This is a genomic window from Morganella psychrotolerans, assembly GCF_965118875.1.
Classification (GTDB): Bacteria; Pseudomonadota; Gammaproteobacteria; order Enterobacterales; family Enterobacteriaceae; genus Morganella; species Morganella psychrotolerans_C.
Genome location: NZ_CBCPJD010000014.1, coordinates 20,785 through 46,733, shown reverse-complemented (window position 1 = coordinate 46,733; position 25,949 = coordinate 20,785). Strand labels below are relative to the sequence as shown.

The following is a 25,949-nucleotide window of genomic DNA, read 5'->3' as shown; positions in this document are numbered from 1 at the left end:
GCGTTTATAGCGAAAAAAGGCAAGAGTCAAAGCAAAAACCAGAACTTTCTACCGCACTCTATTTCCAAAGCAGCGATTGCTGTTATGTAAGCTTCAATAAACACTATATGATTTGTTTAAAATTTAAACAGCCGTTTAATATATGCTGAATATTACACCAATAACAGCACTAAACGGCCGGAGCCGCTTTCAGTGAGAGGATTTAACGATAAGCTTTGCAGGGATAGTAAAACTGAACTCCGCACCCTGTCCGGATTTACTGACAATATCCAGATGGCTGTGATGATGCTGTAATGCATGTTTGACAATCGCCAGCCCCAGCCCTGAACCGCCGGTCTGCCGGGAGCGGGATTTATCCACCCGGTAAAAGCGTTCGGTCAGGCGGGATAAATGCTCAGCCGGAATTCCCGGACCATTATCTTTTACACTGAACACGGCATTTCCGTTATGTACCGCCCAGCTGACATCAATCCGGGTATGCTCCGGAGTATGATTCACGGCGTTATACACCAGGTTAGACATAGCGCTGCGTAGTTCATCCTCATCGCCGAAAATCTTCAGTTTTTCGTCTATATTAAAGCGGATATCATGCAGTCCGTGACTCAGCGTCTGCGCTTCCTGTTGCAGCATCATCAGCATTCCCGGAATATCTGCGGGCTGATCAAACCCTGTTTTAACCGCCACCTCAATTTTTGACAACTGCAATAACTGCTTCACCATTCCGTCCATACGGCGGGTCTGTGCCTGCATAGTTATAATTGCCTTTTTGTTCATCGGGTTATCAAAATCCTGATCAGCCAGCATCTCAAGATAGCCCTGCAAAACAGTAAGCGGAGTACGCAACTCATGGCTGACATTGGCAAAAAAATCACGGCGGGAATTTTCAAGGCGGCGTTTTTCAGTTACATCACGCGCCACCATCAGTATCTGCCCCTCAGCATACGGCATGATGCGCAGCTCCATTATGGTGCCGTTATTCAGTTCCAGTGTCAGCGGCAGGGAAAAATCGCCGTGTGTAAGGTAACGGCTGAAATCCGGATAACGCAGGAGGTTAAAGATATGCTGCCCGTTATCATCCGGCCAGCGGAAACCTAATAAATTCTGAGCGTGACGGTTACACCAGAAGATATTGCCGTCCTCTGTCATCATCACTACCGCATCAGGCAGTGACTCCGCACCACTGCGAAAACGTTTAATTAATGTGGCCAGTTCCCGGCGGCGCTTGCGGTTGCGCTGCTGCAGCTGATAAATACCATAAAAAATCGGCTCCCAGCTGCTGCGTCCGGGTGGTGGCAACACACTGCGATCCAGCCACAGCCAGTCTGATAATTTCAGTAAGTTATATCCATGCCAAAGTGTTGCCGCAAATAATGCCGCGGCAAGAAACCAGCCGGTAAATCCGAAAAAAAGCGACAAAATAAGTGCAGGAAGGCAGAATACCAGTAATTCCAGCACAATTTTTTTCCACGAAAGACGCTCTAGCACGCGCAATCCTCTTGCGGTATATCATCAGTAACGCACGGAAAAACGGTAACCCGTACCCCGGACAGTCTGTATCATTTTGTCGTGACCGTCTGTTTCCAGCGCCTTGCGTAACCGGCGGATATGCACATCCACAGTACGATCCTCAACATAGACGTTTTCACCCCAGACATAGTTCAGCAATTGCTCACGGCTGTAAACCCGCTCCGGATGTGTCATAAAAAAGTGCAGTAATTTAAATTCTGTCGGCCCCATATCCAGCGGATTATCATTGCTGGTCACGCGGTGAGAGGCGGGATCGAGTGTCAACCCGTTCATAGCGATGAGATCATCTGCCGCCATCGGGGAAATACGGCGGAGAATAGCTTTAACCCTGGCAACCAACTCTTTTGGTGAGAACGGCTTAGTCAGATAATCATCCGCGCCGGTTTCCAGCCCCTTAACGCGATCTTCCTCTTCACCGCGGGCGGTCAGCATCATTACCGGTATATCGCGCAGCTGATTATCACGCTTCATATATTTGATAATCTGGATACCGGTACCGCCCGGGATCATCCAGTCAAGCAGTACCATATCCGGAAACGGCTCGACCAGACGGGCAATTGTCGCGTCATAATCATCAGCCTCGATTGGCTGATACCCGTTCTGTTCCAGCACAAAACAGACCATTTCACGGATAGGTGCTTCATCTTCAACGACTAAAATTCGTCTTGCCATGACTACCCCTGTTTACCGTTAATTTCATTTCATCAGACAGTGCCGCGATTATGCGTCACTTTTGTGACAGATTTATGAATATCGTCCGATACGTCTGACTGTACCGCACAGGTGATGTCACCAAAATGACACATTACACAAAAAATGCGAGGGGTATCGAAAAACACTGGATAAATACCCATGCCCTCTTTTTACTGCCGGATTTCCGTTATACTCTGTTTTCCGTGAGCCGCGTACTGCACACACGGGTCGTTTTCCGGACAGGGACCAATAATTAATGAAGATTATTCACACATCAGACTGGCATCTGGGGCAATATTTTTACACCAAAAACCGGCTGCATGAGCATCAGCAGTTCTCAGACTGGCTGATTAACCTGATTGAAGAACAACAGGTTGATGCGCTTATTATTGCCGGTGATATTTTTGATACGGCCTCACCACCGAGCTACGCCCGGGAACTCTACAATCAGTTTGTCGCAAAACTGCAACGCACCGGTTGTCATCTGATTGTACTTGCCGGTAATCATGATGCGGTGGCAACACTTAATGAGTCCCGGGAATTACTTGCCTGCCTGAATGTGAATGTCGTTGCCCGCCCTGATCCGGAGCAGGATCTTATCGTACTGTATAATAAGCAAAAACAACCCGGTGCGATTATCTGCGCAATTCCGTTTCTGCGTCCCCGCGATATTCTGCTGAGTCAGGCAGGACAATCAGAAAGTGAAAAACAGCAGGCACTGCTGAATGCGATACAGCTTTATTATCAGTCGCTTTATGACAAAGCGATGGCAAAACGCACAGAACTGAGTGCTGATATCCCGATCATTATGACCGGACATCTGACCACCGTGGGAGCTAAAACCACAGATTCAGTCCGGGATATTTACATCGGCACCCTGGAAGCATTTCCGGCAGGCGCATTTCCGCCCGCTGATTATATTGCACTCGGCCATATTCACCGCGCTCAGAATATCGGTGACAGCGGCACGATCCGCTATAGCGGATCGCCGGTTCCGCTGAGTTTTGATGAAACCGGTCAGGAAAAAAGTGTCTTTCTGCTGACCTTAAATGACACACAAATCACCAATATTGAACCTGTTTCGGTTCCCTGTTTTCAGCCAATGGTCTGCCTGAAAGGCGATCTTGATACTATCAGCCGGGCACTGTCACAATTTCCTTTACGGGATGAAAAAACACAATCGGTCTGGTTGGATATCGAAATTGCCGGACGGGATTATTTGCCGGATATCCAGAAGCGCATTCAGGCACTGACTGAACCTTACGCCGCAGAAGTGGTACTTCTGCGCCGGGAGCGCCGCAAACAACAGTGGCAGGAGAGTGATATTCTGAAAGAAACCCTGAATGAGCTCACCACCGAAGAAGTTTTTGCGCGCCGGCTGGCGCTCAGTGATACCGAAGAGGACGCTATTCCCCGCCTGACCACGCTTTTCCGGCAGGTATGCCAACAGGTCAGTGAGGATCAGAAGGTAAAAAGCGAATGAAAATCCTGACATTACGTTTCAAAAACATTAATTCCCTTCAGGGCGAATGGAAAATTGATTTCACCGCAGAGCCTTTCGCCAGCAATGGTTTATTCGCCATTACCGGTCCTACAGGTGCCGGAAAAACAACGCTGCTGGATGCTATCTGCCTTGCGCTTTACCACAGAACCCCCCGGGTGGAAACGTCCGCATCCCACAATGATGTAATGACACGCCATACCGCAGAATGTCTTGCTGAGGTCGAATTTTCTGTAAAAGGTAAAGCCTACCGCGCCTTCTGGAGTCAACGCCGGGCAAGAGACAAAGCAGACGGTAATCTCCAGGCACCGAAAGCAGAAGTGGCAGAGTGCGCCACCGGAAAAATATTGTCAGATAAACTGACTCAGGTGCGGGAAACCATCATTCAGATAACCGGGCTGGACTTTGCCCGTTTTACCCGTTCAGTTCTGTTATCACAGGGAAATTTTGCCGCTTTTTTAAATGCTGATGACAATGAACGGGCAGATTTACTCGAAGAACTCACCGGGACTGAAATCTATCGGATTATCTCCCGTCAGGTATTTGAACAACATAAAGAAGCCCGCCATGAGCTGGACCGGCTGGAAGCACAGGCATCGGCCATCCGTCTGCTGACACCGGAACAACACCAGCAGTACCGCGATGAACTCGGTTCCCTGCAAACGGAAGAAAAAGCACAGCGCAAGATACAGACAGAAATACAGACAGTACTCCGCTGGTGGCAGCAAAAAAATGAGCTGAATACAGAAACCACACAGCACCAACAACAGCATACTGCTGTCATGCAACAGGTTCAGGAAGCACAGCCGCAGCTCATTGTGCTGCACAGGGGGCGACCGGCAGAAAAACTGCGCCCCGCACGGGACGCTCTGATGCGCAGCAAAGAAATGAACACACAACTGGATGCGCGTTTACAGGAGTTGCAGCAAATAACGGGGACAGTAACCCGGGAACTTTCTCCCCTGGACGGACAGTATGAAGAACAACAAACTGCATTAAATACGCATCGCCTGCGCTGTCAGGAACTGGAAACACTGGCAGAAAATGAAATTCGTCCGCTGGATAATCAATTACACCTGCTCAGTAACCAACTGAGTACACAGCAACAGCAATATCAGAACTCACAGACCGAGCAGCAGGAACTGCAATTTAAAACGATTCAGTTACAGGAAAAGCAGGCACTGATACGCAGCACACACGAGCGCAATCAGCTCTGGCGTAGTGAAAATCATCAGAGAGAAGCACTTCCGGCAGCAATAGCGCAATGGCAGCATCAGTTGCGGGACAGGTATAAAAACAGTGAACAAATACACCTTATTTCTGAGAAACTGCGGGCTAACGAACAGCAACAGAAGACACTGACTGCCACACTCGGCCAATTATCAGATAACTACACAGTAAAACAACAGACTACCGCACCGCTGCGCTCACAACTGGTAACACTGCAAACACAGTTGCAGGATGCACAACAGACAACCGGAACAGATACACTCCGGTTGCAGCTGAAACAGGCGGGTGAGCAGCAACAATGGCTGCAAAAATTGTCGCAATTATCACCACAGACAGCCCTGCTGACCCGGAACAAAGAAACCATTCAGCGGGACAGAGAACAAACACAGGAAAATATTACCTCCCTCACCGCCTGGTGCGCACAACAACTTCCTGTTCTGGCAGAGAAACAGCAGCATCTTAGTGACCTGACAGCACGACAGCAACTGGAGCAGACTATCATTCGTCTGGATGCGGAGCGTCAGAAGTTGCAATCCGGAGAACCATGCCCGTTGTGCGGCAGTACCACCCATCCGGCAATAAATGATTATCAACAGATAAAACCGGATGACACCGCAGTGCGCCTGGACGCACTGACACGCGATATCCGGCAGGCTGAACAGGCGCTGGCAGCAAAACAAAATTTACTGGTACTGACACAAACACAATTTGACACCCTCTCCCGCGCCTTGCAGGAAACAGAGAACAGCCTCACACAGCTAAACATTCAGTGGCAGGCAGCCTGCACCGGTGGCGGATTTACCGCTTTACTGACCTCACCGGAGGATCTGCCCGGCGTCATACTGCAATCTGATGAACTATATCAGCAGAAACAGCAGGAACTGGAAAACCGTCTCGCGCTGGAAACTCAGATTTTACAGCATCAGAATACATTGCAAACCGCAGAAACTGACTGTGAGCGCCTGTTACAGACCAGACAAACCACAGAGCGGGAACAGCAATACCTGCTGCAGCAATATACTGAATATAACGCGCAGCTTGCACAACTCCGGCAACAGCAACAATTACTGGAAGAGACGCTGACACACTCCGTCACCGCCTTCGGCTATACCGTCCCTGCCCCGGAACAAACGGATGCCTGGCTGGCACAATGTCAGCAGGATAGTGAGCAATTCACCGCAAATGAACAACATATCCGACAAAGCACCCAACAATTAACTGAACTGACAGCACAACAACAAAACCTGGATGCTCTCTCAGCCAAACTAACCCACAGCCTGGCTGAGCAATCTGCCGCACTGAATGAAATCAATAAGCAACACCAGCTTATTGCTGAAAAGCGCCGGAACTTATTCGGTGACAAAATTATAAGTACCGAATTACAACGAATGCATATTCAGCGACAGACACAGGAAACGCTGCTGACCACGCTGGCACAAAAACGGGAAAAATTACAAAACAGGCTCTCCGGCTTACAGGGAGAGGAAAAACGCATGCAACAGCAGCGGCAGGATGCACAGGCGCAACAGGAAAAAGAACATATACGTTTTCAGCAGCACCTGACAGACAGTCCGTTTACAGATGAAACTGATTTCCTCGCCGCACTGCTGAGTGAAGAAGAGAACCTCCGTCTGGAAGCACTGGAAAATGAACTGAACCTGACACAGCTGAAAGCTGCCACAAGCCTGAGTGACAGCCGGTCACGTCTGGCCCGGCATCTGGAAAATCAGCCGGAAACACACCGGGAACTGACACCGGAACAACTTAATGAAAAAGAGACACTTCTGGCGCAGAAACTGCGGGCTATCAGTGTCCGCGAGGGCGAACTACAGGGGCAGCTCAGCGCCGATGATACCCAACGGGTTCAACAGGGCGGACTACTTAATCTGATTGCACAAAGTCAGCAGGAATACACGGACTGGAGCCGGCTGAACCTTTTAATTGGCTCAGCTGAAGGTACCAAATTCAGTCGTTTTGCCCAGGGTCTGACGCTGGATTATCTTATTCACCTGGCAAATAAGCGGCTGGATAAGTTGCACGGACGTTATGTGTTGCAACGTAAATCAGGAGAAAGCCTGGAGCTTCAGGTTACCGATACCTGGCAGGCCGATGCACAACGCGACACCAAAACTCTCTCAGGCGGGGAAACCTTTCTGGTCAGCCTCGCTCTGGCGCTCGCATTGTCGGATCTGGTCAGTCATAAAACTCAGATTGAGTCCCTTTTCCTTGATGAAGGATTCGGTACACTCGACCAGGAAACACTGGATATCGCACTTGATGCCCTGGATAACCTGAATGCATCCGGCAAGACAATTGGTGTTATCAGCCACATTGAAGCCATGAAAGAACGCATTGCAGTACAGATCTCTGTCAGAAAAATGAACGGACTGGGGATCAGTAAATTATCGCCGGAATACAGAGTCACGCCTGAGTGATATCTGACAACGCAAGGTGAAAATGATGATAATAAATTGATATTTATTGTATTTTTTCATATTGACCGAATTTTTTGAAACATAGTGTTAAATATTTTCGGTATGTTTTTTAGTTCATTGCTTATATGCTATTCAACATGAAGTAACGAGAAAGCGGAAACCTGTTTTTCCGACAAAAAATTTCAACGGAGAGCAACATGTCTAATTCATTTATCGAGTTAATTAAAAAACGCAGAACAATTTACAGCCTTGGTAATGACCTGCCTGTTTCTCAGGATCGTGTCACTGCACTCATCAAAGATGCGGTCAAGCACAGCCCGACTGCATTTAACTCACAATCATCACGCGTAGTCGTTCTGTTCGGTGAAAACCACAAAAAACTGTGGAATATTGTAAAAGATTCCCTGCGTGCCATCGTTCCTGCGGATGCTTTCGCGGCGACTGAAAGCAAAATCGATAATGCATTTTTGTCCGGTGCCGGTACTGTTTTGTTCTTTGAAGACCAATCCGTAGTAAAAGGATTACAGGAACAATTCGCACTGTATGCTGAAAATTTCCCGGTCTGGTCTGAGCAAGCCAGCGGTATTGCACAGTTTGCTGTCTGGACTGCATTATCTGAAGAAAACATCGGCGCATCACTGCAACATTACAACCCGATTATCGACGAGCCGGTGCGTAAAGCATGGGATCTGCCGGAAAGCTGGAAACTGCGTGCGCAGTTAGTCTTCGGTTCTGTTGCACAGGAAGCCGGTGAAAAAGCATTTATGGATGATGAAAGCCGCTTTAAAATCTTTAACTAATTACACTTTGTTTTTACAGTGACTTTTACTGTCACTGTCCCGGAATCATCAGGCGCTTTACCTGTCATAAAGCGCCGTCGTTACCTTCTGTACCCAACGTCATTCAAGGTGCCGCCAACGAACCTGCAGTTTGAATGAAAAAGGGTATGTTATCGTGTCGAATATACCTTGCCCGCCTGTGCGGGCTTTTTTTCAGGCTTTCGGCCACAACCAGGCCGCACCGCGGACGCCACTTGAGTCCCCGTGCACCGCTTTGCGGATCGGCGTATCACATTCCCCGCCAAATACCCATGAACGCATCAGCGCGGGTACAGTCTGATACAGACGATCCACATTACTCATTCCGCCGCCCAGAACAATCACATCCGGGTCCAGCATATTCACAGCCTGCCCCAGCGCTTTTGCAAGGCGCTGCTCGTAATTTGCCATCGCCTGCTCTGCAATCAGATCCCCCTGAGATAAACGACGGATAATCTCCGCCCCCTTACAGGTTTCACCACTCAGCGCCGCATAATCCGCCATAAAGCCGGTACCTGAAATAAATAACTCAGTACAGCCCGGTTTACCGCAATAGCAATCTGTCATACCTTTAAACTGCCGATCACTCTCACTCTGCCACGGCAGCGGGTTATGTCCCCACTCACCGGCAACACCGTTTCCACCACAGTGAACTTGTTCATTTAACGCAATTCCTGCACCGCATCCTGTCCCGATAATAACCGCGAATACCACAGGAAAACCGGCTCCGGCACCATCAACTGCCTCTGAAACAGCCAGACAATTTGCATCATTGGCAATCCGCACTTCCCGTTTCAGTAATTCTCTGAGGTCTGCATCAAACGGCTGTCCGTTCAGCCAAACTGAATTGGCATTTTTTACCCGTCCCGTTACCGGCGATAGTGTGCCGGGAATACCAATACCGACAGAGCCCTTCTCACCCGTCGCGGTTTCAGCATCATTCACCAGCCCGGTAATCGCCAGCAATGTCTGCTGATAATCAAAACGCGGCGTATCCACGCGCTTGCGGAACAACTCCTGTCCCTGCTCACTCAGTGCGATCACTTCAATCTTTGTGCCGCCCAAATCAATTCCGATCCGCATATTGCCCCCTTGTGCTAAGAATTTATGTTCCGGATATCATTATAAGATAATGCAAGGCGACAGACTGATAATCAAGCCCCTGCATATACCCGACGTCATTCAGGATACAGACATCGTTCCGCCAACGAACCTGCAATTTGCATGAATAAGGGTATCTACCCAACGTCATTCAAGTTGCAGGCAGGCGGCAAGGAAAAGCAGACGGGGAGCATAGATAAACTATGTAACCCGGCGTGCTTCATACAGCCAACGAACCTGCAGTTTGAATGAATAAGGGTGAGCAAACCGGCAAGATCCGGTATCATAGCCGGATGCTATCGTCACCGCGCAATGACTCCGCGCCATAAAACAGGACTGTCCGATGTGGTTTAAAAATATACTGGTTTACCGCCTTAGCTCCCCGTTCCCGCTGTCTGCTGATGAACTGGAAAAACAGCTGGAGCATTCAGCTTTCACACCATGCGGCAGTCAGGACATGATGAAAACCGGCTGGATATCGCCGATGGGCACCCGGGGTGATGCGCTGACTCATTCTGCCGGTAAACAGATCCTTATCTGTACCCGTAAAGAAGAAAAAATGCTGCCATCTACTGTGATCAAGCAGGAATTACAGGCAAAAATCGAAAGACTGGAGCATGAGCAGCATCGGAAACTGAAAAAAACCGAAAAAGATTCACTGAAAGATGAAGTGGTTCATGCCTTGCTGCCACGTGCATTCAGCCGTTTCAGTCAGACCACTATCTGGATTGACACAGAGCGCGACCTGATTATTGTCGATGCTGCCAGCGCCAAACGAGCGGAAGACAACCTGGCTCTGCTGCGTAAAGCACTGGGATCGTTACCTGTAATCCCGCTGACCACCAAAGATCCGATTGAACTGACCTTGACCGAATGGGTACGTTCCGGGGATTTACCAACCGGTTTTGTGCTGATGGATGAAGCCGAGCTGAAAGCCATTCTGGAAGATGGCGGCGTGATCCGCTGTAAAAAACAGGATTTGGTGTCAGATGAAATCGCTACCTGTATCGAGGCCGGTAAATGTGTCACTAAACTGGCGCTTGACTGGGAAGAGCGGATCCAATTCCTGCTCTCCGATGACGGCTCCATTAAACGCCTGAAATTCAGTGACGACCTGAAAGATAAAAACGAAGATATCGACCGCGAAGATTTTGCTCAACGTTTTGATGCTGATTTTATCCTGATGACCGGCGAACTGAGAGCCCTTATCAGTAATACCATTGATGCACTCGGCGGAGAAGCCGAACGCTGATTTGGCTGAAACGGGAGCCCTGATTGTGGTGCTCCCGCTGTTTTTTGTTATTTATTATGCCCACGGCAACGGTGCTTTTTCATCATTTCCGTGCTCGCCGTAATAAATGGATGGCAGAAAACGGGACAGATACGTAAATTCGTTATAGCAGTGTTTCATCAACCCAAAACCAATTTCATCCGGTAATTCTGTCAGTGGATCTTTGAGTGATGCGCCCAGTAAAAACCGGCTGCGCAGCACACAGCCAAATTCGGTATCATACGTTATGTGCAACATTTTTCCGTCAATCGGGTAACCCGGCGTATCCTTTTTTACATCATCCCCGAATCCGATATGCGCACAAATTGCGGCAGAAAACTGATTATCAGCCCGGGCTGCGGCCAGCTTTTCTGCATCAAAAAAATCCGCAGCATCATTAAATTTTAGTGTTGCGCCGACCGGCGGAATCGGTCCGAGTGATTCCACCGCCCGGATAGTTGCACCGATATAATTTTCGCCTTTCTTCCAAACAGAATCCCAGCCGTGATGCGCCACATGGTCATGCGGGTGCCACCAGCGAATATGCTGTGTGGTTTCAAAAAAAGTAAACCACCATGCCAGCATCCGGCCTTTACAACCATGAAGATCGGTTCTGACTGATACAGTCAGTAAGCCATCATCGCTACGCTCCAGCCCCATTTCCATCCGCAGTGGTTCCGGGGATAATAATTCGTTAATATCATTCAGTGCCCGGGGGAAATTTTGTTTTTTTACTGACATACCGTATACTCCACAATTAAGAAACGAAATTCGTTTCTTAATTAATATCGTCACTAAACGGGTATTTGTCAATTGAGGATCGCACGTATGGCTACAGAACCTGCCGCAAAAGTAAAAGGCCGCGGGCGTCCGGTTGTACCGGAACAGGAACTTATCACAAAGATCTATGACGCTTCTCTTAACCTACTGTTATCGCAAGGTTATGCAGCCACCACGATGGATGCGGTTGCAAAAGAAGCAGGGGTATCAAAGAAAACGCTGTATCGTTTTGTTGAGAACAGAGAAGACCTGATTGAACAGATTGTCCGTGGCTGGACTGACACATTTGTGCCGCTGTTTACGCAGGATACAAAAAATAAAACTGAATTTTATCAATTACTGGCGGAGCATCTGACTGCCATGAGCCACAAAGTTCTCAGTGCTGAGGCGGTTGGTCTGTTTTGTCTGCTGAGCAGTGAATTTCCCGGACGGGAGACGCTGCTGGCACGATATCAGACGAGTGGCATTGAGCGCGGACGCGCATTACTGACAGAATGGCTTTCCCGCCACCGGGCTTTTTTACCGCAGCCGCATCCGGACCCGGCACTGGTCAGTGATTTACTGTTATCAATGGTGATGGCAGAGCCGCTGCGCCAGATTGCACTGAAGCTGGCTTCCCCTGCACCTTATTACCCGGTTGAGGCGCGCATTACCGCTGCAATTGCATTGCTGAAACAGTGACAGGCACCGGCGTTAAACCGGTACCTTGCGCAGGACTTACTTCTGAATAAGATAGCGGATTGTCGGACCATCCTGCTGAATGGATAACACGGTATAGCCGTGGTTTTTCGCATCCAGAGGAATGTTATTTATTGACTGCGGGCAGTCACTCACGACTTCCAGAATTTCCCCGGGTTTCAGTGACGGCATAGCTTCCAGTGTTGCCACCGCAGGATACGGGCACGGCTCGCCGACCATATCCAGCCGGTAATCCGGTACAATTGTTGTGGTATCTGTACTCATTTTAATTGCTCCTTAGTGTGCGGCAACCGGTGTGGTTTCAGCCTGATTTTTACGACGGAAGAACCGTTTTTCCCACATCAGTAATAAGATAAAGGCAAAGGCCAGCAACCCGTAAGTAACCAGCAGACCGCCTATCGGGCCAAACGTATCCAGCAGATTGACTTTATCGTAATCTGTTGCCAGTACAGGTGCGAGTGAATCCCAATAATACGCAAGAATGGTTGCACCAACGATATTACCCAGACCTACCCACCAGAAGTGAACCTGACCTTCTACCGCGCGGTACATCCAGCCGGTTTCACAACCACCAGCAAGGACAATACCAAACCCGAACAGCAGACCGCCGATAACTGCATTCGGTCCTGCCCAGAAAATTTTTGGCTGAACACCTAACTGCACATAACTGAAAATCCCGATAGCACTGACAGCCATCCCGAGGATGATTGCTTTTGCCATGTGGGTACGTCCGGTTATCCAGACATCACGGAATGCCGAGGTAAAGCAGATTTGCGCCCGCTCAATCAATAATCCGAAACCGATACCGAATAACATCGCAATACCCAGTTTTGGTGATTCAAATAAGGTGAACAGCGACCAGGTGACACACAGCAGAAAAATCAGCATACCAAGGCGAAAACGGCGCTTCGCCCGTTGCAGATCCTGAGTCAGCGGGGATGCTTTACTGACTTTTTGCAGTTTGACAGGAATACGAAACATCGGCATCAGTGTGAATTTTGCACCAAAATAGGAACCGGCAGCGGTTGCCAGCGCAAAAAACCAGGCATGCAGAGAGAATTGCGGAATACCGGTAAAGAAGGCGGCGAGGTTACAACCCATTGCCAGGCGGGCACCGAAACCTGCGATCATGCCGCCGATGATGGCCTGCCAGATGCGGATTTTGTGCTGCGGAAGACGGATTTTGACATTATTTGCCCATAAGGCCGCGGCGATACACCCGGCAAACATGCCGATGACCATCATGCCGTCGATTCTGTCCAGGGGCGAGCCCTGCAAACCGATTACCTTAAAATACCCCCAGTTCTCCGGTTCTGCGCCGAACAGTTGCATTATGTGTCCGCCCCAGCGCGTAAACTCTCCGGTGACCGCCCAAAATGTGCCGGTTAATCCAAAATAGTACGTGGATAAGATGCCGGCGGCGATCACTGCAGGCAACGGCTGCCAAAACTTGACAAGATACGTTGATTTAAATGTAGACCAGTTCATTTTTCTACCAAAAAAAATCCCGACAGCGTCGGGAAGCAATGTCAGGGTACGTGCGTACCAGTAGGATCTGACAGCGTAGATCCACCCGCAGATCATACGCCTGTATAAAGCTTTGCGCTAAAAAATATCTACGATGAATGATAAAGCTCAAAGATATCCGGAGATAGTAAGCGCAATGACAAATCAAAAAATCAGAAAATCAGAAAATCAGAAAATTATGTATAACATAATCCCGGGGGCGCGGGGACAACCGGCAAACCGGAAAGATGCTGTAAACACATCCCTGTTCGCTCGGATCGCGCCATCCATGGCGCTTTACACTTTTCGTTCTCTTGCACGGTATCCGCCTTTTACATAACGATTAGCGGTGAAATAATCAGCTCAATTATCTGGTTCAGAAGCTCACCTGACCATCGGGGATGCGGGGACAACCGGCAAACCGGAAAGATGCTGTAAACACATCTTTGTTCGCTCGGATCGCGCTATCCATGGCGCTTTACGCTTTCCTTTTTTTGCCGGTTATTCCCTTATGTGCTTTGACACTGCAAAAAAAAACAAAAGACAATCTGCTAAATCATCCGGTTTGTGGCAAGGCGGCAAGTGAAGGATCCCGGGAAGCATACATAAGTATGTGACCCGGGATCCTGAGCGCAGCCAACACAGCCACAGACCGGAGGATGACGCAGATTAGAGGATTAGCAGATACGGGGTAACGGCTCGTTATACGGGAGATCGAGCAATCTGGTTGCCCCGAATATCCCCTGAACTTTCACTTTTTTCACTTCTGTCACCTGCCCGATGGTACAGGCGTCCTGCCCCAGCGGACTCGAGTGCAGTGCTGCCAGCACGGCCATTTCTGCTTCCGGTGCCACTACAATCACGACTTTGCCCTCGTTGGCAAAATTGAGTGCTTCCAGCCCCAGCAGTTCGCAGACACCGCGCACGGCAGTTTTCATCGGTAATGCCTGCTCTTCGATATTCATGCCGCACTGAGAGGCATCGGAAAATTCATGCAAGATCGCGGTAACACCGCCACGGGTTGCATCACGCACAGCTCTGACGCCGCTGATTGCCCGCAGAGGTGCCAGCATGGGTTCGAGTACTGCGCAGTCACTTTGCAGATCCGCATCCAGCCCAAGGTTTTCACGCAGGTTAAGGATCGCCGCACCATGGTCGCCCAGTGTGCCGCTGACAATAATTTTATCGCCGGGACGGCACTGTGCTGCTGCCCAGTTAAGTTGCGGCGGGATCACACCAATACCGGCGGTATTGATAAAAATTTTATCTGCCGCACCTCTCGGCACCACTTTAGTATCACCGGTAACTATCTGAATTCCGTTCGTTTTTGCGGTTTCTGCCATACTGGTGACCAGTTGTGACAGTATATCAAAAGAGAGCCCTTCTTCCAGAATAAATCCGCAGGAGAGATAACGCGGAATGGCACCGCCGACTGAAAGATCGTTTGCCGTACCGCATACGGCTAATTTGCCGATGTTACCGCCGGGAAAAATAATCGGATCAATCACATAGCTGTCAGTACTGAACGCCAGACGATCGCCTGCCGCCTGTAATTCTGCCAGCGGGATCCGCGCCTGATCTTCTTTCTCATTCAGGTACGGGTTAGAAAAGGCCTGTAAAAACAGCGAGTCAATCAGCTGCTGCATTCCCTGTCCGCCATTGCCCTGAGCTAACGTGATTTCAGTAATGGGTTTCATTTTATTCTCCGCGACGATATTGATAATAAGCCGCGCATGCCCCTTCTGAAGAGACCATCAGCGCACCAAGAGCCGTTTCCGGCGTACATGCATTGCCGAACAGCGGGCAATCCACCGGTTTACAGCGTCCGGTTAGTACATCACCGCACCGCGCCTGCGGATTATCAGCAACGGACTGCGGCTTCGGCTGAAAACGGCGTTCTGCATCAAATTCGTGATACGCCGGTTTCAGCTGTACGCCGGAGTCGGCAATATTGCCCAGCCCGCGCCATTCACTGTTAGCTTTCAGTTCGAATACCTCTGCCAGCGCTTTTTGTGCCAGTAAATTACCCTGCTCCGGCACAATGCGGCTGTATTGATTTTCGACCGCCATCGGCGAGGTATTATCCTGCGCCTGCACTTTCAACTGGCGGATAACCATTAAGATGGCATGAAGTAAATCAAGCGGTTCAAAACCGGTGACAACAAACGGTTTGGTAAATTCATCACACAAAGGCTGATACGGCGTGCAGCCGATAACCATGCTGACGTGCCCCGGCGCGATAAAGCCGTCGATAAACACATCTTTTTGCTCTAGTAATGTGCGAAGTGTCGGGATGATAGTGATGTGCTGGCAAAATACGGTGAAGTTTTTAAGACCGGCTCTTTTCGCCTGCTGCAATGTTGCAGCGGTGCCCGGCATGGTAGTTTCGAATCCCAGCCCGAAGAAGACAACCTCTTTTTCCGGATTGTCACGGGCGATGGTCAGTGCATCCAGCGGCGAATAAACAATTCTGATGTCACTGCCGTGACGACGGGCATCCAGCAATGAACCGCCGCGACCGGGAACGCGCATGGCATCCCCGAATGTACAAAAGATGACCTTTGGTCGCGCGGCAATTTCCAGGCAGGCATCAATGCGGCCCATTGGTAATACACACACCGGGCAGCCCGGACCGTGGACAAATTCCACGGAGTCCGGCAGTAATTTATCCAGCCCGAATTTAAAGATAGCGTGAGTATGACCGCCGCACACTTCCATTATCTGCAATGGCTGTTTCAGAGGATGCGGCCAACCCGCCATTTCCCCGTTGATCTGCGTCAGCAATTTTTCTGCCAGCACAGGATCACGGAATTCATCAACAAAACGCATAAAAATCCCTTATTCCGCGGCGGTACTGCGCTGCTGTGCAATATCACCCAGCCGGTTTTGTAACCAGGTCACCCACTCATCCATACCTTCGCCTGTTGAGGCTGAAAGAACAATCACATCAATATCCGGATTAACACGGCGCGCTGCATTTACGCAGGCTTCAATATTGACATCAACATACGGCAACAGATCGATTTTATTAATCAGCATCAGATCAGCAGCTGCAAACATATGCGGGTATTTCAGCGGTTTATCTTCACCTTCCGTGACAGATAAAATCGCCACTTTGTGCTGTTCGCCCAGATCAAAACTGGCAGGACAAACAAGATTCCCTACATTTTCGATAAATAACAGGCTGTTATCTGATAATTTCAAATGATGCATAGCATCATGCACCATTTGAGCGTCCAGGTGACACCCTTTGCCGGTATTGACCTGAATTGCCGGTACACCGGTCGCGCGGATGCGCTCTGCGTCATTGGTGGTCTGCTGATCGCCTTCAATCACGGCGCAAGATACTTTGTCTTTCAGGTAATTAAGTGTACGGGTCAGTAAGGTGGTTTTACCGGAACCGGGGCTGGAGACTAAATTCAGTGCCAAAATTCCCTGTTCTTTCAGGTGTTCGCGGTTATGTGCAGCGATCTGATTATTTTTATCCAGCACGCCCATCTCAATCTGTACCATTCGTTTCTGGCTCAGCCCCGGTGCGTGAGTTCCGGCTTCGCCCATGCCGTAATGCATATTGTCGTCATCAACTACCGGCGCAAATGCGGCGGTGTGCTCATGATCGTGCTCATGATTGTGGTCGTGGGAATGGTTGTGATCATGCCCGTGCTCATGGTCATGGTCATGACTATGTTCAGGAGAATGGTTGTGATCATGTGAGTGGCTATGATCATGTGCATGGTCGCGAGAATGATCGTGGTCATGATGGTGTTCATCATGCGCTGCATGCTCATTATCCTGCCCGGTTTCACGGCCGCCATAGTAATAGTGATTTACATCCCCGCTGTGGTGGTAGTGGTGATGATGAATAATAACGGGACGGGAATAATTTTCATGGTCGTGATGGTGGTGACCGTCGTGGTGATGTTCATGATGATCGTGATGGTCGTGGCTGTGACCTTCAATTTGCACGTTTCCTTCACTGCAACCGCATGTGCTGCACATAATCCTGGCTCCTGCTCGATTTATTGGCTCCGGCGCGGCTTTGTGGTCAGATTCGTGACAGGTGCAGAGCATCTGATCACGCTGTGTCGGGCAGTCAACATAAATAAAATATTATGCATACAGTCCGGTGAGCTATCACCGGGCTGTATGCATCCGTTATTACGTATATTAGTAGCAAATCTGCGGTCTGCCCGCTTTGACTTTGCGCAGGTCAACGGGATTTTTTCTGCGCAGAAGATAACACCGTGTATTTAGTGTACAAACACCACATAAACGGCTGCCGCCACAATAAACCGGTAAATCGCAAACGGGATAAAGGAGATCCGCTTAATCAGTGACAGGAACGTCTTCATGGCTATCAGTGCGACTACAAATGCGGAGAGAAAGCCGACCGCAAACATCGGGATATCTGAACTGCTCAGGAAGCTCCAGCTCTTGTATAAATCCAGGGCAGTTGCGCCCATCATCATAGGGACGGCTAAAATAAAGGAAAATTCTGATGCCGTGTACCGGTTAACCCCGGTCAGCATACCGCCGGAGATAGTCGCCCCCGAGCGGGAAAAGCCCGGCCACAGTGCCAGACACTGGAAACAGCCTATCGCAAACGCCTGGCGGTAACTGATGTCATCAAGCCCGGTAGATTGTGCTTTTTTCGGTTTGAATACTTCCGCGATAATCAGCAGAACACCGCCCGCCACCAGGGCATACATGACATTGACCGGGTTAAACAGCGCTTTGATGTGGTCACGCAGTAATAATCCCAGCACCACAGCAGGCACCATGGCAATAATAATGTGAAGTAAATTCAGTTTACCCTGAGTCTGTCCTTCATGAGGAACCTGCCCGAAATGAATACCGATAAGGGCAAACATCCGCCGCCAGAACATGAAAATAACCGCGAGAATTGAGCCGAGCTGAATAACCACTTCAAAGGTTTTTTCTTTATCACCCGTAAAGCCGAGTAACTCACCGACAATGATCATATGACCGGTTGATGACACCGGCAGAAACTCCGTTAATCCTTCAACAACCCCGAGAATCAACGCATGCAGTAATGTTGTAAAATCACCCATATCAGGCCCTGTGCAAAAGAAAAAACAAGGCAACCCCGGAAACGGAATTGCCGGATTCGGACATCAGAATATTACGACCACATGACAGTTTAATGACATACGGAGTCAGTTTATGACAGTTTCAGACACTGCGCCCGCGCTCAATAATAACCCCGACTTCATCAGCCTGAGCAACCGCACCCGGTTTTGCCACACAAATCCGTACCCATGGCGTACAAAAACGGGTAAGCAGCAGACCGGCAACCTCTTCAGCCACACGTTCCACCAGAGCGAAACGTTTTGACTGTACATAATCCATAATTGCACCACTTACCTTTGCATAATCAAGACAATGCTCTACATCATCACTCTTTGATGCGCGTTTATTATCCCAATGCATTTCGATATCGAACACCAGTTTCTGCGTGATACCCTGTTCCCAGTCGTAAGCACCAATTGTTGTGAAAACAACAAGTTTCTTAATAAAAACAACATCCATCCCCATTTACCCCGTTTTTTTATGCTCATCGGATATCACTTCCCATGAAATATGCGTATTATTCATGGAGACTATATTACTGTAATTTACTGTCAATCAGGAGGAAGGCATGAGTGGAATCGCGCTTGCCATGATCATTTTCGCTTATCTGCTGGGATCTGTTTCCGGTGCGATCCTGATCTGCCGTCTTGCGGGACTGCCCGATCCGCGCCTTCACGGCTCCGGAAATCCCGGCGCCACCAATGTCCTGCGTATCGGAGGAAAACTGGCTGCTGCCGGTGTTCTCATCTTCGACGTGCTCAAAGGTATGCTACCGGTCTGGTTTGCTTACCTTCTGAATATACCTTATTTCTACCTCGGTATTATCGCTATTGCCGCCTGTTTAGGCCATATCTATCCGGTATTTTTCCACTTTAAAGGCGGGAAAGGCGTTGCAACCGCATTCGGATCAATTGCTGCTATCGGCTGGGATCTGACCGGTCTGGTAGCCGGAACCTGGCTGCTGACAGTACTGCTGAGCGGCTATTCTTCTCTGGGCGCGATTGTAAGCGCTCTGGTTGCCCCCTTTTATGTCTGGTGGTTCAAACCGGAGTTTACTTTTCCTGTCGCGATGCTGTCCTGTCTTGTGCTTATCCGTCATCATGACAACATTCAGCGCCTGTGGCGCGGACAAGAGAGCCGTATCTGGCAGAAGCTGAAGAAAAAACGGGCAAAAACAGAAAAAGAGATTATTCAGGACGTAAAAGAGCAGGAAAAAGAAGATTAAAAAAAGGCGCTGATGCGCCTTTTTGGTTTCTGTTACTTATCCAGCGGCGGCAGTTCTGCCAGCGGCCAGCGCGGACGTACTGTCACACCTAATCCGCTGCGCATCCCGCCTTTAAAGCGGATCATCCCGGCCAGTGCAATCATCGCACCGTTATCCGTGCACAGCTCAGGGCGTGCGTAGAATGCTTCTCCGCCCAGTTTTGTCAGTGTCTGCGCCATACGCTCACGTAACGTGCGGTTGGCACTCACGCCACCTGCCATCACCAGACGTTTAAAACCGGTCTGCACCAGTGCGCGCTTGCATTTAATAATTAATGTATCGACTACCGCATCTTCAAACGCGCGCGCAATATCCGCCTTCGTCTGATCGGAATCATCATTCTGATGAATGGTATTAGCCGCGGCTGTTTTCAAACCCGAGAAACTGAAATCAAGCCCCGGGCGATCAGTCATCGGACGCGGAAAAACAAAGCGTCCGGGAGTGCCCTGTAAAGCCATCCGGGAAAGTGCCGGACCGCCGGGATAATCCAGACCCAGTAATTTTGCCGTTTTATCAAACGCTTCCCCGGCGGCATCATCAATCGATTCACCCAGAAGCGTATATTCGCCGATACCAGTCACACTGATAAGTTGTGTATGACCACCGGAAACAAGCAGCGCGACAAACGGGAAGTCAGGCTGATTTTCTTCCAGCATCGGTGCCAGTAAATGCCCTTCCATGTGGTGCACCGGTACTGCCGGAACATCCCAGGAAAACGCAAGCGCCCGCCCGACAGTCGCTCCGACCATCAGCGCGCCGACAAGCCCCGGTCCTGCGGTATACGCCACAGCATCAATATCCTCAGCCGATAAATTCGCTTCTTTCAGCGCAGCCTGAATCAGCGGCACTGTTTTGCGTATATGGTCACGGGAAGCCAGCTCCGGCACAACACCGCCGTAATCCGCATGGACTTTTATCTGGCTGTATAACTGATTAGCCAGTAACCCGGCTTCATCATCATAAATTGCGATTCCGGTTTCATCGCAGGATGTTTCAATGCCTAACACTCGCATGGGGCTTAACTCGCAGGAACAAAAACTGACGGGACTGGCGGCGGATAACATGGCTACATATTTACATGGCTATGCATCCGCATCCGTAAAGGCGTCAGTGTATCACCATAATGGCGCAGTGACAGGTATTAAGGTGAAACACGGGGTATTTCCAGGTTGATTTTTATTCAGTGAAAATGGTTTATTCACAGGTTAATTATAGTTATCCACATACTTTTACCCTCAGGTACGATTTCTGTTGCTGACAAATCACCGCATACCCGCTATACTCTTCCTCCTCTATGAAACCCCTTGTCTGGTGCGTGGATCCTGTTTTGTCAGTATGACTGAATATATCCCGGAAATTTCTCTGCCTGATTATCCACAATGCTTTACAACGTGGGTCACATTGAAGTAAAATTCCGCACCATTTTGAAGACAACTGGCATAACGCCAGTACAGACCTATTTTATTGAGGTAGAGGCACATGCCGGTAATTAAAGTACGTGAAAACGAGCCATTTGACGTTGCACTGCGTCGTTTCAAACGCTCTTGCGAGAAAGCAGGCGTCTTAGCAGAAGTACGTCGTCGTGAGTTTTATGAAAAACCAACGACTGTGCGTAAACGCGCTAAAGCATCCGCTGTTAAGCGTCATGCTAAGAAACTGGCTCGCGAAAACGCACGTCGCACTCGTCTGTACTAATCACTGCGGCCAACGCCGCAACTTAGTCAGACTGCAGTAGTTGCAGTTAATGGCCGTGTTTCCGGAAGGAAGCGCGGCTTATTATCGTTATCAGACGGACGAAAAGGGGCTATGGCCGGGCGCATTCCACGCACATTTATCAACGATTTATTAGCGAGAACCGATATCATCGATTTGATCGATGCCAGGGTGCCGCTGAAGAAGCACGGTAAAAATCATCAGGCGTGTTGTCCTTTCCACAACGAAAAAACTCCCTCTTTTACAGTCAGCAGCGATAAACAGTTCTACCACTGCTTCGGCTGTGGTGCCCACGGCAATGCTATTGATTTTTTACTTAATTATGATCGGCTCGATTTTGTCGAGGCTATCGAAGAGTTAGCAGCAATGCACGGGCTGGATGTTCCTTACGAAACAGGAAGCGGCAGCAGTCCGATAGAAAAACATCAGCGCCAGAATCTCTATCAATTGATGGAGAAACTCGACAGCTTTTATCGCCACGCGCTACAGGCACAAAATGCCGGTCACGCCCGTGAATATCTGAACCGCAGAGGGTTAAGTCAGGAAATTATCAGCCGGTTTGCTATCGGCTACGCCCCCGCAGGGTGGGATAATGTCCTCAAACGTTTTGCGCGCACTGATGATGACCGCCAGCAGTTGCTGGATGCCGGGATGTTAGTGGTCAATGATAACGGTCGCTGTTATGACCGGTTCCGCGAGCGCGTGATGTTTCCTATCCGTGATCGCCGCGGGCGGGTTATTGCATTTGGCGGACGTGTTCTTGATGATGCAATGCCTAAATATCTGAACTCCCCGGAGACAGATATTTTTCATAAAGGCCGTCAGTTATTCGGTTTGTATGAAGCACAGCAAAGTCAGCGCGAACTGCCCCGAATCCTTGTGGTTGAAGGCTATATGGATGTGGTTGCACTGGCGCAGTTTGGTATTAATTATGCGGTGGCATCACTCGGTACATCGACAACATCCGAGCATATACAGTTGCTCTATCGCACAACTGATACCATAATTTGTTGTTATGACGGAGACCGCGCCGGACGCGAAGCTGCCTGGCGGGCACTCGAAACTGCCCTGCCCCATCTGAACGACGGTCGGCAGTTACGTTTTATGTTTTTACCTGACGGCGATGACCCTGATTCACTGGTGCGCCGTGAAGGTCGCGAGGCCTTTGAGCAACGCCAGAATAATGAAGCACATACGCTGTCACAGTTTTTATTTGATTCACTTCTGCGTCAGGTAGATATGAGCAGCCCGGAAGGCCGCAGTAAGCTAAATGCTCTGGCGATGCCGCTGATAAGTCAGGTTCCGGGAGAAGCACAGCAGGCTTATTTATTACAGGATCTGGGTAACTTGCTCGGATTACCGGATATTACCCAGCTAAAACAAGCCGTTATCCGTCAGAGTGAGTCAAAAACAGGTTATCAGGCACCTAAGCTGAAACCGACCACGATGCGTATTCTGATAGCGCTGCTGGTACAAAATCCACAGTTTGCCCAGTTTGTACCACCACTGGAATCCATTGATACCAGCCAGATAGCCGGGTTTGGATTATTCAGGGAACTGATTGATACCTGTTTATCACAGCCGGGTCTGACAACCGGGCAGTTGCTGGAGCGCTATCGCGATAATAAATTAGCGCCACAGCTTGAAAAACTGGCAAGCTGGAACGATATAGAGATAGATGAGATAGCAGAAAACACCTTTAAAGATGCATTAAATCATCTGGTTGTTTCTGCCCTTAATGACCGTTTTAACTTCCTGATCGCGAAAGAGCGGACAGAAGGCCTGACCCCGGAAGAGCGAAAAGAAGTCAGTCTTTTAGTGCGGGTCCGGCAATAAGTATTATTATTACATAATGACAATTATAACGGCTTAAGTGCCGCTGATAGCAGGAATAGATCCTGCATGCCATGTCACCAAGGGCCATGGCTGATGAAATGAAACCTTGACTGTTATTGTTGCTGGCTAAGTTGTTTTGCCGACCAACACAAACCTAAATACTCAGAAGTGTGGATACCGTCTTATGGAGCAAAACCCGCAGTCACAGCTGAAACTTCTTGTCACCCGTGGTAAGGAGCAAGGCTATCTGACCTATGCTGAAGTCAATGACCATCTGCCAGAAGATATCGTCGATTCGGATCAAATCGAAGATATTATCCAGATGATCAATGATATGGGCATTCAGGTAATGGAAGAAGCACCTGATGCTGATGATCTGATACTGGCCGAGAATTCAACAGACACCGATGATGATGCAGCTGAAGCTGCGGCACAGGTTCTCTCAAGTGTGGAATCGGAGATTGGCCGGACCACTGACCCGGTGCGCATGTATATGCGCGAAATGGGAACAGTGGAACTGCTGACCCGCGAAGGCGAAATTGACATCGCCAAGCGCATCGAAGATGGCATCAATCAGGTTCAGTGTTCTGTTGCTGAATACCCTGAAGCAATTACTTATTTACTTGATCAGTACGACCGTGTTGAAGCGGGCGAAGTTCGTCTTTCTGATCTGATTACCGGCTTTGTTGATCCTAATGCTGAAGAAGATCTGGCACCGACCGCAACCAATATTGGTTCCGAGCTGCCGGCTGCAGAACTCAACAAAGACGATAACGACGAAGACGAAGACGAGGAAGAAGAAGAGGAAGAAACTGATAACAGTATCGACCCTGAACTTGCCCGTCAGAAATTTGACGCGCTGCGTGTGCAACATGAGAAAACACGTAAGCAAATCAAACTTAACGGCCGTGACCATCCGAGTTCTAATGCTGAGATTCAGCTGCTCTCTGATGTATTTAAAGAGTTCCGTTTAGTCCCGAAACAGTTTGACTATCTGGTCAGCAAAATGCGGGAAATGATGGACAGAGTCCGTCTGCAGGAACGCTTTATCATGAAACTCTGCGTTGAGCAGAGCAAAATGCCGAAGAAAAACTTTATTACCCTGTTCACCGGCAACGAAACCAGTGATACCTGGTTTACTGCTGCTATTGCAATGAACAAGCCGTGGTCTGAAAAACTTCAGGACGTTGCGGAAGAAGTTCAGCGCAGCCTGCAACGCCTGCGCATGATTGAAGAAGAGACCGGTCTGACCATTGAACAGGTCAAAGATATCAACCGCCGCATGTCTATCGGTGAAGCGAAAGCCCGCCGTGCGAAAAAAGAGATGGTCGAGGCGAACTTACGTCTGGTTATCTCCATCGCGAAGAAATACACCAACCGTGGTCTGCAGTTCCTGGATCTGATCCAGGAAGGGAACATCGGTCTGATGAAAGCAGTTGATAAATTTGAATACCGTCGTGGTTATAAGTTTTCAACGTATGCAACCTGGTGGATCCGTCAGGCTATCACCCGCTCTATCGCGGACCAGGCCCGTACTATCCGTATCCCGGTACATATGATTGAGACGATTAACAAACTCAACCGTATCTCCCGTCAGATGCTTCAGGAGATGGGCCGTGAGCCATCACCGGAAGAACTGGCAGAGCGGATGCTGATGCCGGAAGATAAAATCCGCAAAGTGCTGAAAATCGCTAAAGAGCCGATCTCTATGGAGACGCCGATTGGTGATGATGAAGATTCACACTTAGGAGACTTTATCGAGGATACCACTCTTGAGCTGCCGCTGGATTCAGCCACGTCTGAAAGCCTGCGCTCAGCAACTCATGAAGTGCTGGCCGGTTTAACACCGCGTGAAGCGAAAGTCCTGCGTATGCGTTTTGGTATTGATATGAATACCGATCATACACTGGAAGAAGTGGGCAAACAGTTTGATGTAACCCGCGAACGTATCCGTCAGATTGAAGCGAAGGCACTGCGCAAACTGCGCCACCCGAGCCGTTCTGAAGTGTTACGCAGCTTCCTGGATGAGTAATCCGGTTAATCATCAGTAAAGTATCAGGCGCCGCTAATCCGGCGCCTTTTTTTATCCTGCGGATAAAGAACAATCAGTTTACTCAATTTATAATTACAAACCATTTACCACAGTCAATATTCCGCTCATAAAACAGTCATATAGACAAGAAAAGCTAGACCCCGCCAACAACTGGCAGTATAATCTTACGCTCTTTGGCCCCTTAGCTCAGTGGTTAGAGCAGGCGACTCATAATCGCTTGGTCACTGGTTCAAACCCAGTAGGGGCCACCAAATTTTAGCTTCAAAATCAGTATATTAAGCCACTCTTTACCGAGTGGCTTTTTTACATCTGGTGGTCAGTGTCGCAAAGTGGCAGCGGGGATGTTTTTATCCTTCCTTTTTTATCAGTCAGTTACCCTTTTCTCTCTTTACTTCTGATTTCAGTTTTCAAAATCCCGCAACGCCGCGCTGC

22 protein-coding genes and 1 tRNA gene are annotated in these 25,949 nt (G+C 49.2%); 11 read left to right on the top strand and 12 right to left on the bottom strand.

Annotated features, from left to right (window positions below; all coding sequences use genetic code 11):
* Window positions 1-189: 189 nt before the first annotated feature.
* The gene (gene phoR / locus ACMHKJ_RS14080) at window positions 190-1,485 is read right to left on the bottom strand and encodes a phosphate regulon sensor histidine kinase PhoR (RefSeq protein ID WP_413494837.1); all 1,296 of its coding nucleotides are present in this window, start codon (window positions 1,483-1,485) and stop codon (window positions 190-192) included.
* A 24-nt stretch (window positions 1,486-1,509) separates the two neighbouring features.
* The gene (gene phoB, locus ACMHKJ_RS14075) at window positions 1,510-2,199 is read right to left on the bottom strand and encodes a phosphate regulon transcriptional regulator PhoB (protein WP_067425247.1); all 690 of its coding nucleotides are present in this window, start codon (window positions 2,197-2,199) and stop codon (window positions 1,510-1,512) included.
* A 277-nt stretch (window positions 2,200-2,476) separates the two neighbouring features.
* Here phoB and sbcD point away from each other — a divergent pair, with 277 nt between their 5' ends.
* The 3 genes from sbcD (at window position 2,477) to ACMHKJ_RS14060 (ending at window position 8,186) form a co-directional block, all read left to right on the top strand.
* Window positions 2,477-3,703 carry an exonuclease subunit SbcD gene (sbcD, locus tag ACMHKJ_RS14070; RefSeq protein ID WP_413494835.1) on the top strand — a complete coding sequence of 409 codons (1,227 nt, stop codon included), beginning with the start codon at window positions 2,477-2,479 and terminating at the stop codon, window positions 3,701-3,703.
* Window positions 3,700-7,386 (top strand): AAA family ATPase, encoded by a 3,687-nt coding sequence (locus tag ACMHKJ_RS14065; protein ID WP_413494833.1) that lies wholly within the window; start codon window positions 3,700-3,702, stop codon window positions 7,384-7,386. The genes sbcD and ACMHKJ_RS14065 overlap by 4 nt, the downstream gene beginning before the upstream one ends.
* A 197-nt stretch (window positions 7,387-7,583) precedes the next feature.
* Window positions 7,584-8,186 carry a nitroreductase family protein gene (locus ACMHKJ_RS14060; RefSeq protein WP_413494831.1) on the top strand — a complete coding sequence of 201 codons (603 nt, stop codon included), beginning with the start codon at window positions 7,584-7,586 and terminating at the stop codon, window positions 8,184-8,186.
* Window positions 8,187-8,378: 192 nt separating this feature from the next.
* On the opposite strand, the gene mak is transcribed toward ACMHKJ_RS14060, so the two are convergent.
* Window positions 8,379-9,287: a fructokinase gene (gene mak, locus ACMHKJ_RS14055; RefSeq protein WP_413494830.1), complete on the bottom strand. Its 909-nt coding sequence runs from the start codon at window positions 9,285-9,287 to the stop codon at window positions 8,379-8,381.
* Window positions 9,288-9,648: 361 nt separating this feature from the next.
* Here mak and rdgC point away from each other — a divergent pair, with 361 nt between their 5' ends.
* Window positions 9,649-10,557 carry a recombination-associated protein RdgC gene (gene rdgC, locus ACMHKJ_RS14050; protein ID WP_413494828.1) on the top strand — a complete coding sequence of 303 codons (909 nt, stop codon included), beginning with the start codon at window positions 9,649-9,651 and terminating at the stop codon, window positions 10,555-10,557.
* A gap of 54 nt (window positions 10,558-10,611) precedes the next feature.
* Here the strand turns inward: rdgC and ACMHKJ_RS14045 are convergent, their stop codons facing one another.
* Entirely contained in the window at window positions 10,612-11,316 is a 705-nt protein-coding gene (locus ACMHKJ_RS14045; protein WP_413494826.1) for a DAPG hydrolase family protein, read from the bottom strand.
* 87 nt (window positions 11,317-11,403) lie between these two features.
* Between ACMHKJ_RS14045 and ACMHKJ_RS14040 the strand changes: the two genes are divergently transcribed.
* Window positions 11,404-12,036 carry a TetR/AcrR family transcriptional regulator gene (locus ACMHKJ_RS14040; protein ID WP_413494824.1) on the top strand — a complete coding sequence of 211 codons (633 nt, stop codon included), beginning with the start codon at window positions 11,404-11,406 and terminating at the stop codon, window positions 12,034-12,036.
* Window positions 12,037-12,072: 36 nt separating this feature from the next.
* Here ACMHKJ_RS14040 and yedF read toward each other — a convergent pair whose 3' ends face one another.
* The 7 genes from yedF to folB all read right to left on the bottom strand — a co-directional run bounded on the left by yedF (window position 12,073) and on the right by folB (window position 19,110).
* The gene (gene yedF / locus ACMHKJ_RS14035; RefSeq protein ID WP_067401497.1) at window positions 12,073-12,318 is read right to left on the bottom strand and encodes a sulfurtransferase-like selenium metabolism protein YedF; all 246 of its coding nucleotides are present in this window, start codon (window positions 12,316-12,318) and stop codon (window positions 12,073-12,075) included.
* 12 nt (window positions 12,319-12,330) lie between these two features.
* Window positions 12,331-13,542: a selenium metabolism membrane protein YedE/FdhT gene (gene yedE, locus ACMHKJ_RS14030; protein WP_413494822.1), complete on the bottom strand. Its 1,212-nt coding sequence runs from the start codon at window positions 13,540-13,542 to the stop codon at window positions 12,331-12,333.
* A 695-nt stretch (window positions 13,543-14,237) separates the two neighbouring features.
* A complete protein-coding gene (gene hypE, locus ACMHKJ_RS14025; protein WP_413494820.1) occupies window positions 14,238-15,257 on the bottom strand; it encodes a hydrogenase expression/formation protein HypE in 1,020 nt (339 codons plus the stop codon).
* A gap of 1 nt (window position 15,258) precedes the next feature.
* On the bottom strand, window positions 15,259-16,389 hold the full coding sequence (gene hypD, locus ACMHKJ_RS14020) for a hydrogenase formation protein HypD (RefSeq protein ID WP_413494819.1): 1,131 nt from the start codon (window positions 16,387-16,389) through the stop codon (window positions 15,259-15,261).
* A 9-nt stretch (window positions 16,390-16,398) separates the two neighbouring features.
* The gene (hypB, locus tag ACMHKJ_RS14015) at window positions 16,399-17,559 is read right to left on the bottom strand and encodes a hydrogenase nickel incorporation protein HypB (protein ID WP_413494817.1); all 1,161 of its coding nucleotides are present in this window, start codon (window positions 17,557-17,559) and stop codon (window positions 16,399-16,401) included.
* Window positions 17,560-17,810: 251 nt separating this feature from the next.
* Window positions 17,811-18,632: an undecaprenyl-diphosphate phosphatase gene (gene bacA, locus ACMHKJ_RS14010; RefSeq protein WP_413494815.1), complete on the bottom strand. Its 822-nt coding sequence runs from the start codon at window positions 18,630-18,632 to the stop codon at window positions 17,811-17,813.
* Between the two features lie 121 nt (window positions 18,633-18,753).
* The gene (gene folB, locus ACMHKJ_RS14005) at window positions 18,754-19,110 is read right to left on the bottom strand and encodes a bifunctional dihydroneopterin aldolase/7,8-dihydroneopterin epimerase (RefSeq protein WP_413494813.1); all 357 of its coding nucleotides are present in this window, start codon (window positions 19,108-19,110) and stop codon (window positions 18,754-18,756) included.
* Between the two features lie 109 nt (window positions 19,111-19,219).
* Between folB and plsY the strand changes: the two genes are divergently transcribed.
* Window positions 19,220-19,876 (top strand): glycerol-3-phosphate 1-O-acyltransferase PlsY, encoded by a 657-nt coding sequence (gene plsY / locus ACMHKJ_RS14000; RefSeq protein ID WP_413494811.1) that lies wholly within the window; start codon window positions 19,220-19,222, stop codon window positions 19,874-19,876.
* 32 nt (window positions 19,877-19,908) lie between these two features.
* On the opposite strand, the gene tsaD is transcribed toward plsY, so the two are convergent.
* A complete protein-coding gene (gene tsaD / locus ACMHKJ_RS13995) occupies window positions 19,909-20,928 on the bottom strand; it encodes a tRNA (adenosine(37)-N6)-threonylcarbamoyltransferase complex transferase subunit TsaD (RefSeq protein WP_067369941.1) in 1,020 nt (339 codons plus the stop codon).
* Here tsaD and ACMHKJ_RS13990 point away from each other — a divergent pair.
* The 5 genes from ACMHKJ_RS13990 to ACMHKJ_RS13970 all read left to right on the top strand — a co-directional run bounded on the left by ACMHKJ_RS13990 (window position 20,912) and on the right by ACMHKJ_RS13970 (window position 25,768).
* Window positions 20,912-21,088, top strand: coding sequence for a hypothetical protein (locus ACMHKJ_RS13990; RefSeq protein WP_413494810.1), 177 nt, complete (start codon window positions 20,912-20,914; stop codon window positions 21,086-21,088). The two genes, tsaD and ACMHKJ_RS13990, sit on opposite strands and share 17 nt — an antisense overlap.
* A 306-nt stretch (window positions 21,089-21,394) precedes the next feature.
* Window positions 21,395-21,610: a 30S ribosomal protein S21 gene (gene rpsU / locus ACMHKJ_RS13985; protein ID WP_004240446.1), complete on the top strand. Its 216-nt coding sequence runs from the start codon at window positions 21,395-21,397 to the stop codon at window positions 21,608-21,610.
* Window positions 21,611-21,721: 111 nt separating this feature from the next.
* Window positions 21,722-23,464 carry a DNA primase gene (dnaG, locus tag ACMHKJ_RS13980; protein WP_413494808.1) on the top strand — a complete coding sequence of 581 codons (1,743 nt, stop codon included), beginning with the start codon at window positions 21,722-21,724 and terminating at the stop codon, window positions 23,462-23,464.
* Between the two features lie 136 nt (window positions 23,465-23,600).
* Window positions 23,601-25,496, top strand: coding sequence for an RNA polymerase sigma factor RpoD (gene rpoD, locus ACMHKJ_RS13975; RefSeq protein ID WP_413494807.1), 1,896 nt, complete (start codon window positions 23,601-23,603; stop codon window positions 25,494-25,496).
* Between the two features lie 196 nt (window positions 25,497-25,692).
* A tRNA-Ile gene (locus ACMHKJ_RS13970) sits at window positions 25,693-25,768 on the top strand.
* Window positions 25,769-25,949: the final 181 nt, after the last annotated feature.

What these genes read in the sequence shown, in the direction of transcription:
- ACMHKJ_RS13990 (WP_413494810.1), top strand. Translation starts at nt 20,912, where the DNA reads ATGCCTAACACTCGCATGGGGCTTAACTCGCAGGAACAAAAACTGACG.
- yedE (WP_413494822.1), bottom strand. Translation starts at nt 13,542, where the DNA reads ATGAACTGGTCTACATTTAAATCAACGTATCTTGTCAAGTTTTGGCAG.
- hypB (WP_413494817.1), bottom strand. Translation starts at nt 17,559, where the DNA reads ATGTGCAGCACATGCGGTTGCAGTGAAGGAAACGTGCAAATTGAAGGT.
- rdgC (WP_413494828.1), top strand. Translation starts at nt 9,649, where the DNA reads ATGTGGTTTAAAAATATACTGGTTTACCGCCTTAGCTCCCCGTTCCCG.
- ACMHKJ_RS14045 (WP_413494826.1), bottom strand. Translation starts at nt 11,316, where the DNA reads ATGTCAGTAAAAAAACAAAATTTCCCCCGGGCACTGAATGATATTAAC.
- ACMHKJ_RS14065 (WP_413494833.1), top strand. Translation starts at nt 3,700, where the DNA reads ATGAAAATCCTGACATTACGTTTCAAAAACATTAATTCCCTTCAGGGC.
- bacA (WP_413494815.1), bottom strand. Translation starts at nt 18,632, where the DNA reads ATGGGTGATTTTACAACATTACTGCATGCGTTGATTCTCGGGGTTGTT.
- folB (WP_413494813.1), bottom strand. Translation starts at nt 19,110, where the DNA reads ATGGATGTTGTTTTTATTAAGAAACTTGTTGTTTTCACAACAATTGGT.
- dnaG (WP_413494808.1), top strand. Translation starts at nt 21,722, where the DNA reads ATGGCCGGGCGCATTCCACGCACATTTATCAACGATTTATTAGCGAGA.
- sbcD (WP_413494835.1), top strand. Translation starts at nt 2,477, where the DNA reads ATGAAGATTATTCACACATCAGACTGGCATCTGGGGCAATATTTTTAC.
- hypD (WP_413494819.1), bottom strand. Translation starts at nt 16,389, where the DNA reads ATGCGTTTTGTTGATGAATTCCGTGATCCTGTGCTGGCAGAAAAATTG.
- rpsU (WP_004240446.1), top strand. Translation starts at nt 21,395, where the DNA reads ATGCCGGTAATTAAAGTACGTGAAAACGAGCCATTTGACGTTGCACTG.
- phoB (WP_067425247.1), bottom strand. Translation starts at nt 2,199, where the DNA reads ATGGCAAGACGAATTTTAGTCGTTGAAGATGAAGCACCTATCCGTGAA.
- plsY (WP_413494811.1), top strand. Translation starts at nt 19,220, where the DNA reads ATGAGTGGAATCGCGCTTGCCATGATCATTTTCGCTTATCTGCTGGGA.
- ACMHKJ_RS14040 (WP_413494824.1), top strand. Translation starts at nt 11,404, where the DNA reads ATGGCTACAGAACCTGCCGCAAAAGTAAAAGGCCGCGGGCGTCCGGTT.
- yedF (WP_067401497.1), bottom strand. Translation starts at nt 12,318, where the DNA reads ATGAGTACAGATACCACAACAATTGTACCGGATTACCGGCTGGATATG.
- hypE (WP_413494820.1), bottom strand. Translation starts at nt 15,257, where the DNA reads ATGAAACCCATTACTGAAATCACGTTAGCTCAGGGCAATGGCGGACAG.
- mak (WP_413494830.1), bottom strand. Translation starts at nt 9,287, where the DNA reads ATGCGGATCGGAATTGATTTGGGCGGCACAAAGATTGAAGTGATCGCA.
- tsaD (WP_067369941.1), bottom strand. Translation starts at nt 20,928, where the DNA reads ATGCGAGTGTTAGGCATTGAAACATCCTGCGATGAAACCGGAATCGCA.
- ACMHKJ_RS14060 (WP_413494831.1), top strand. Translation starts at nt 7,584, where the DNA reads ATGTCTAATTCATTTATCGAGTTAATTAAAAAACGCAGAACAATTTAC.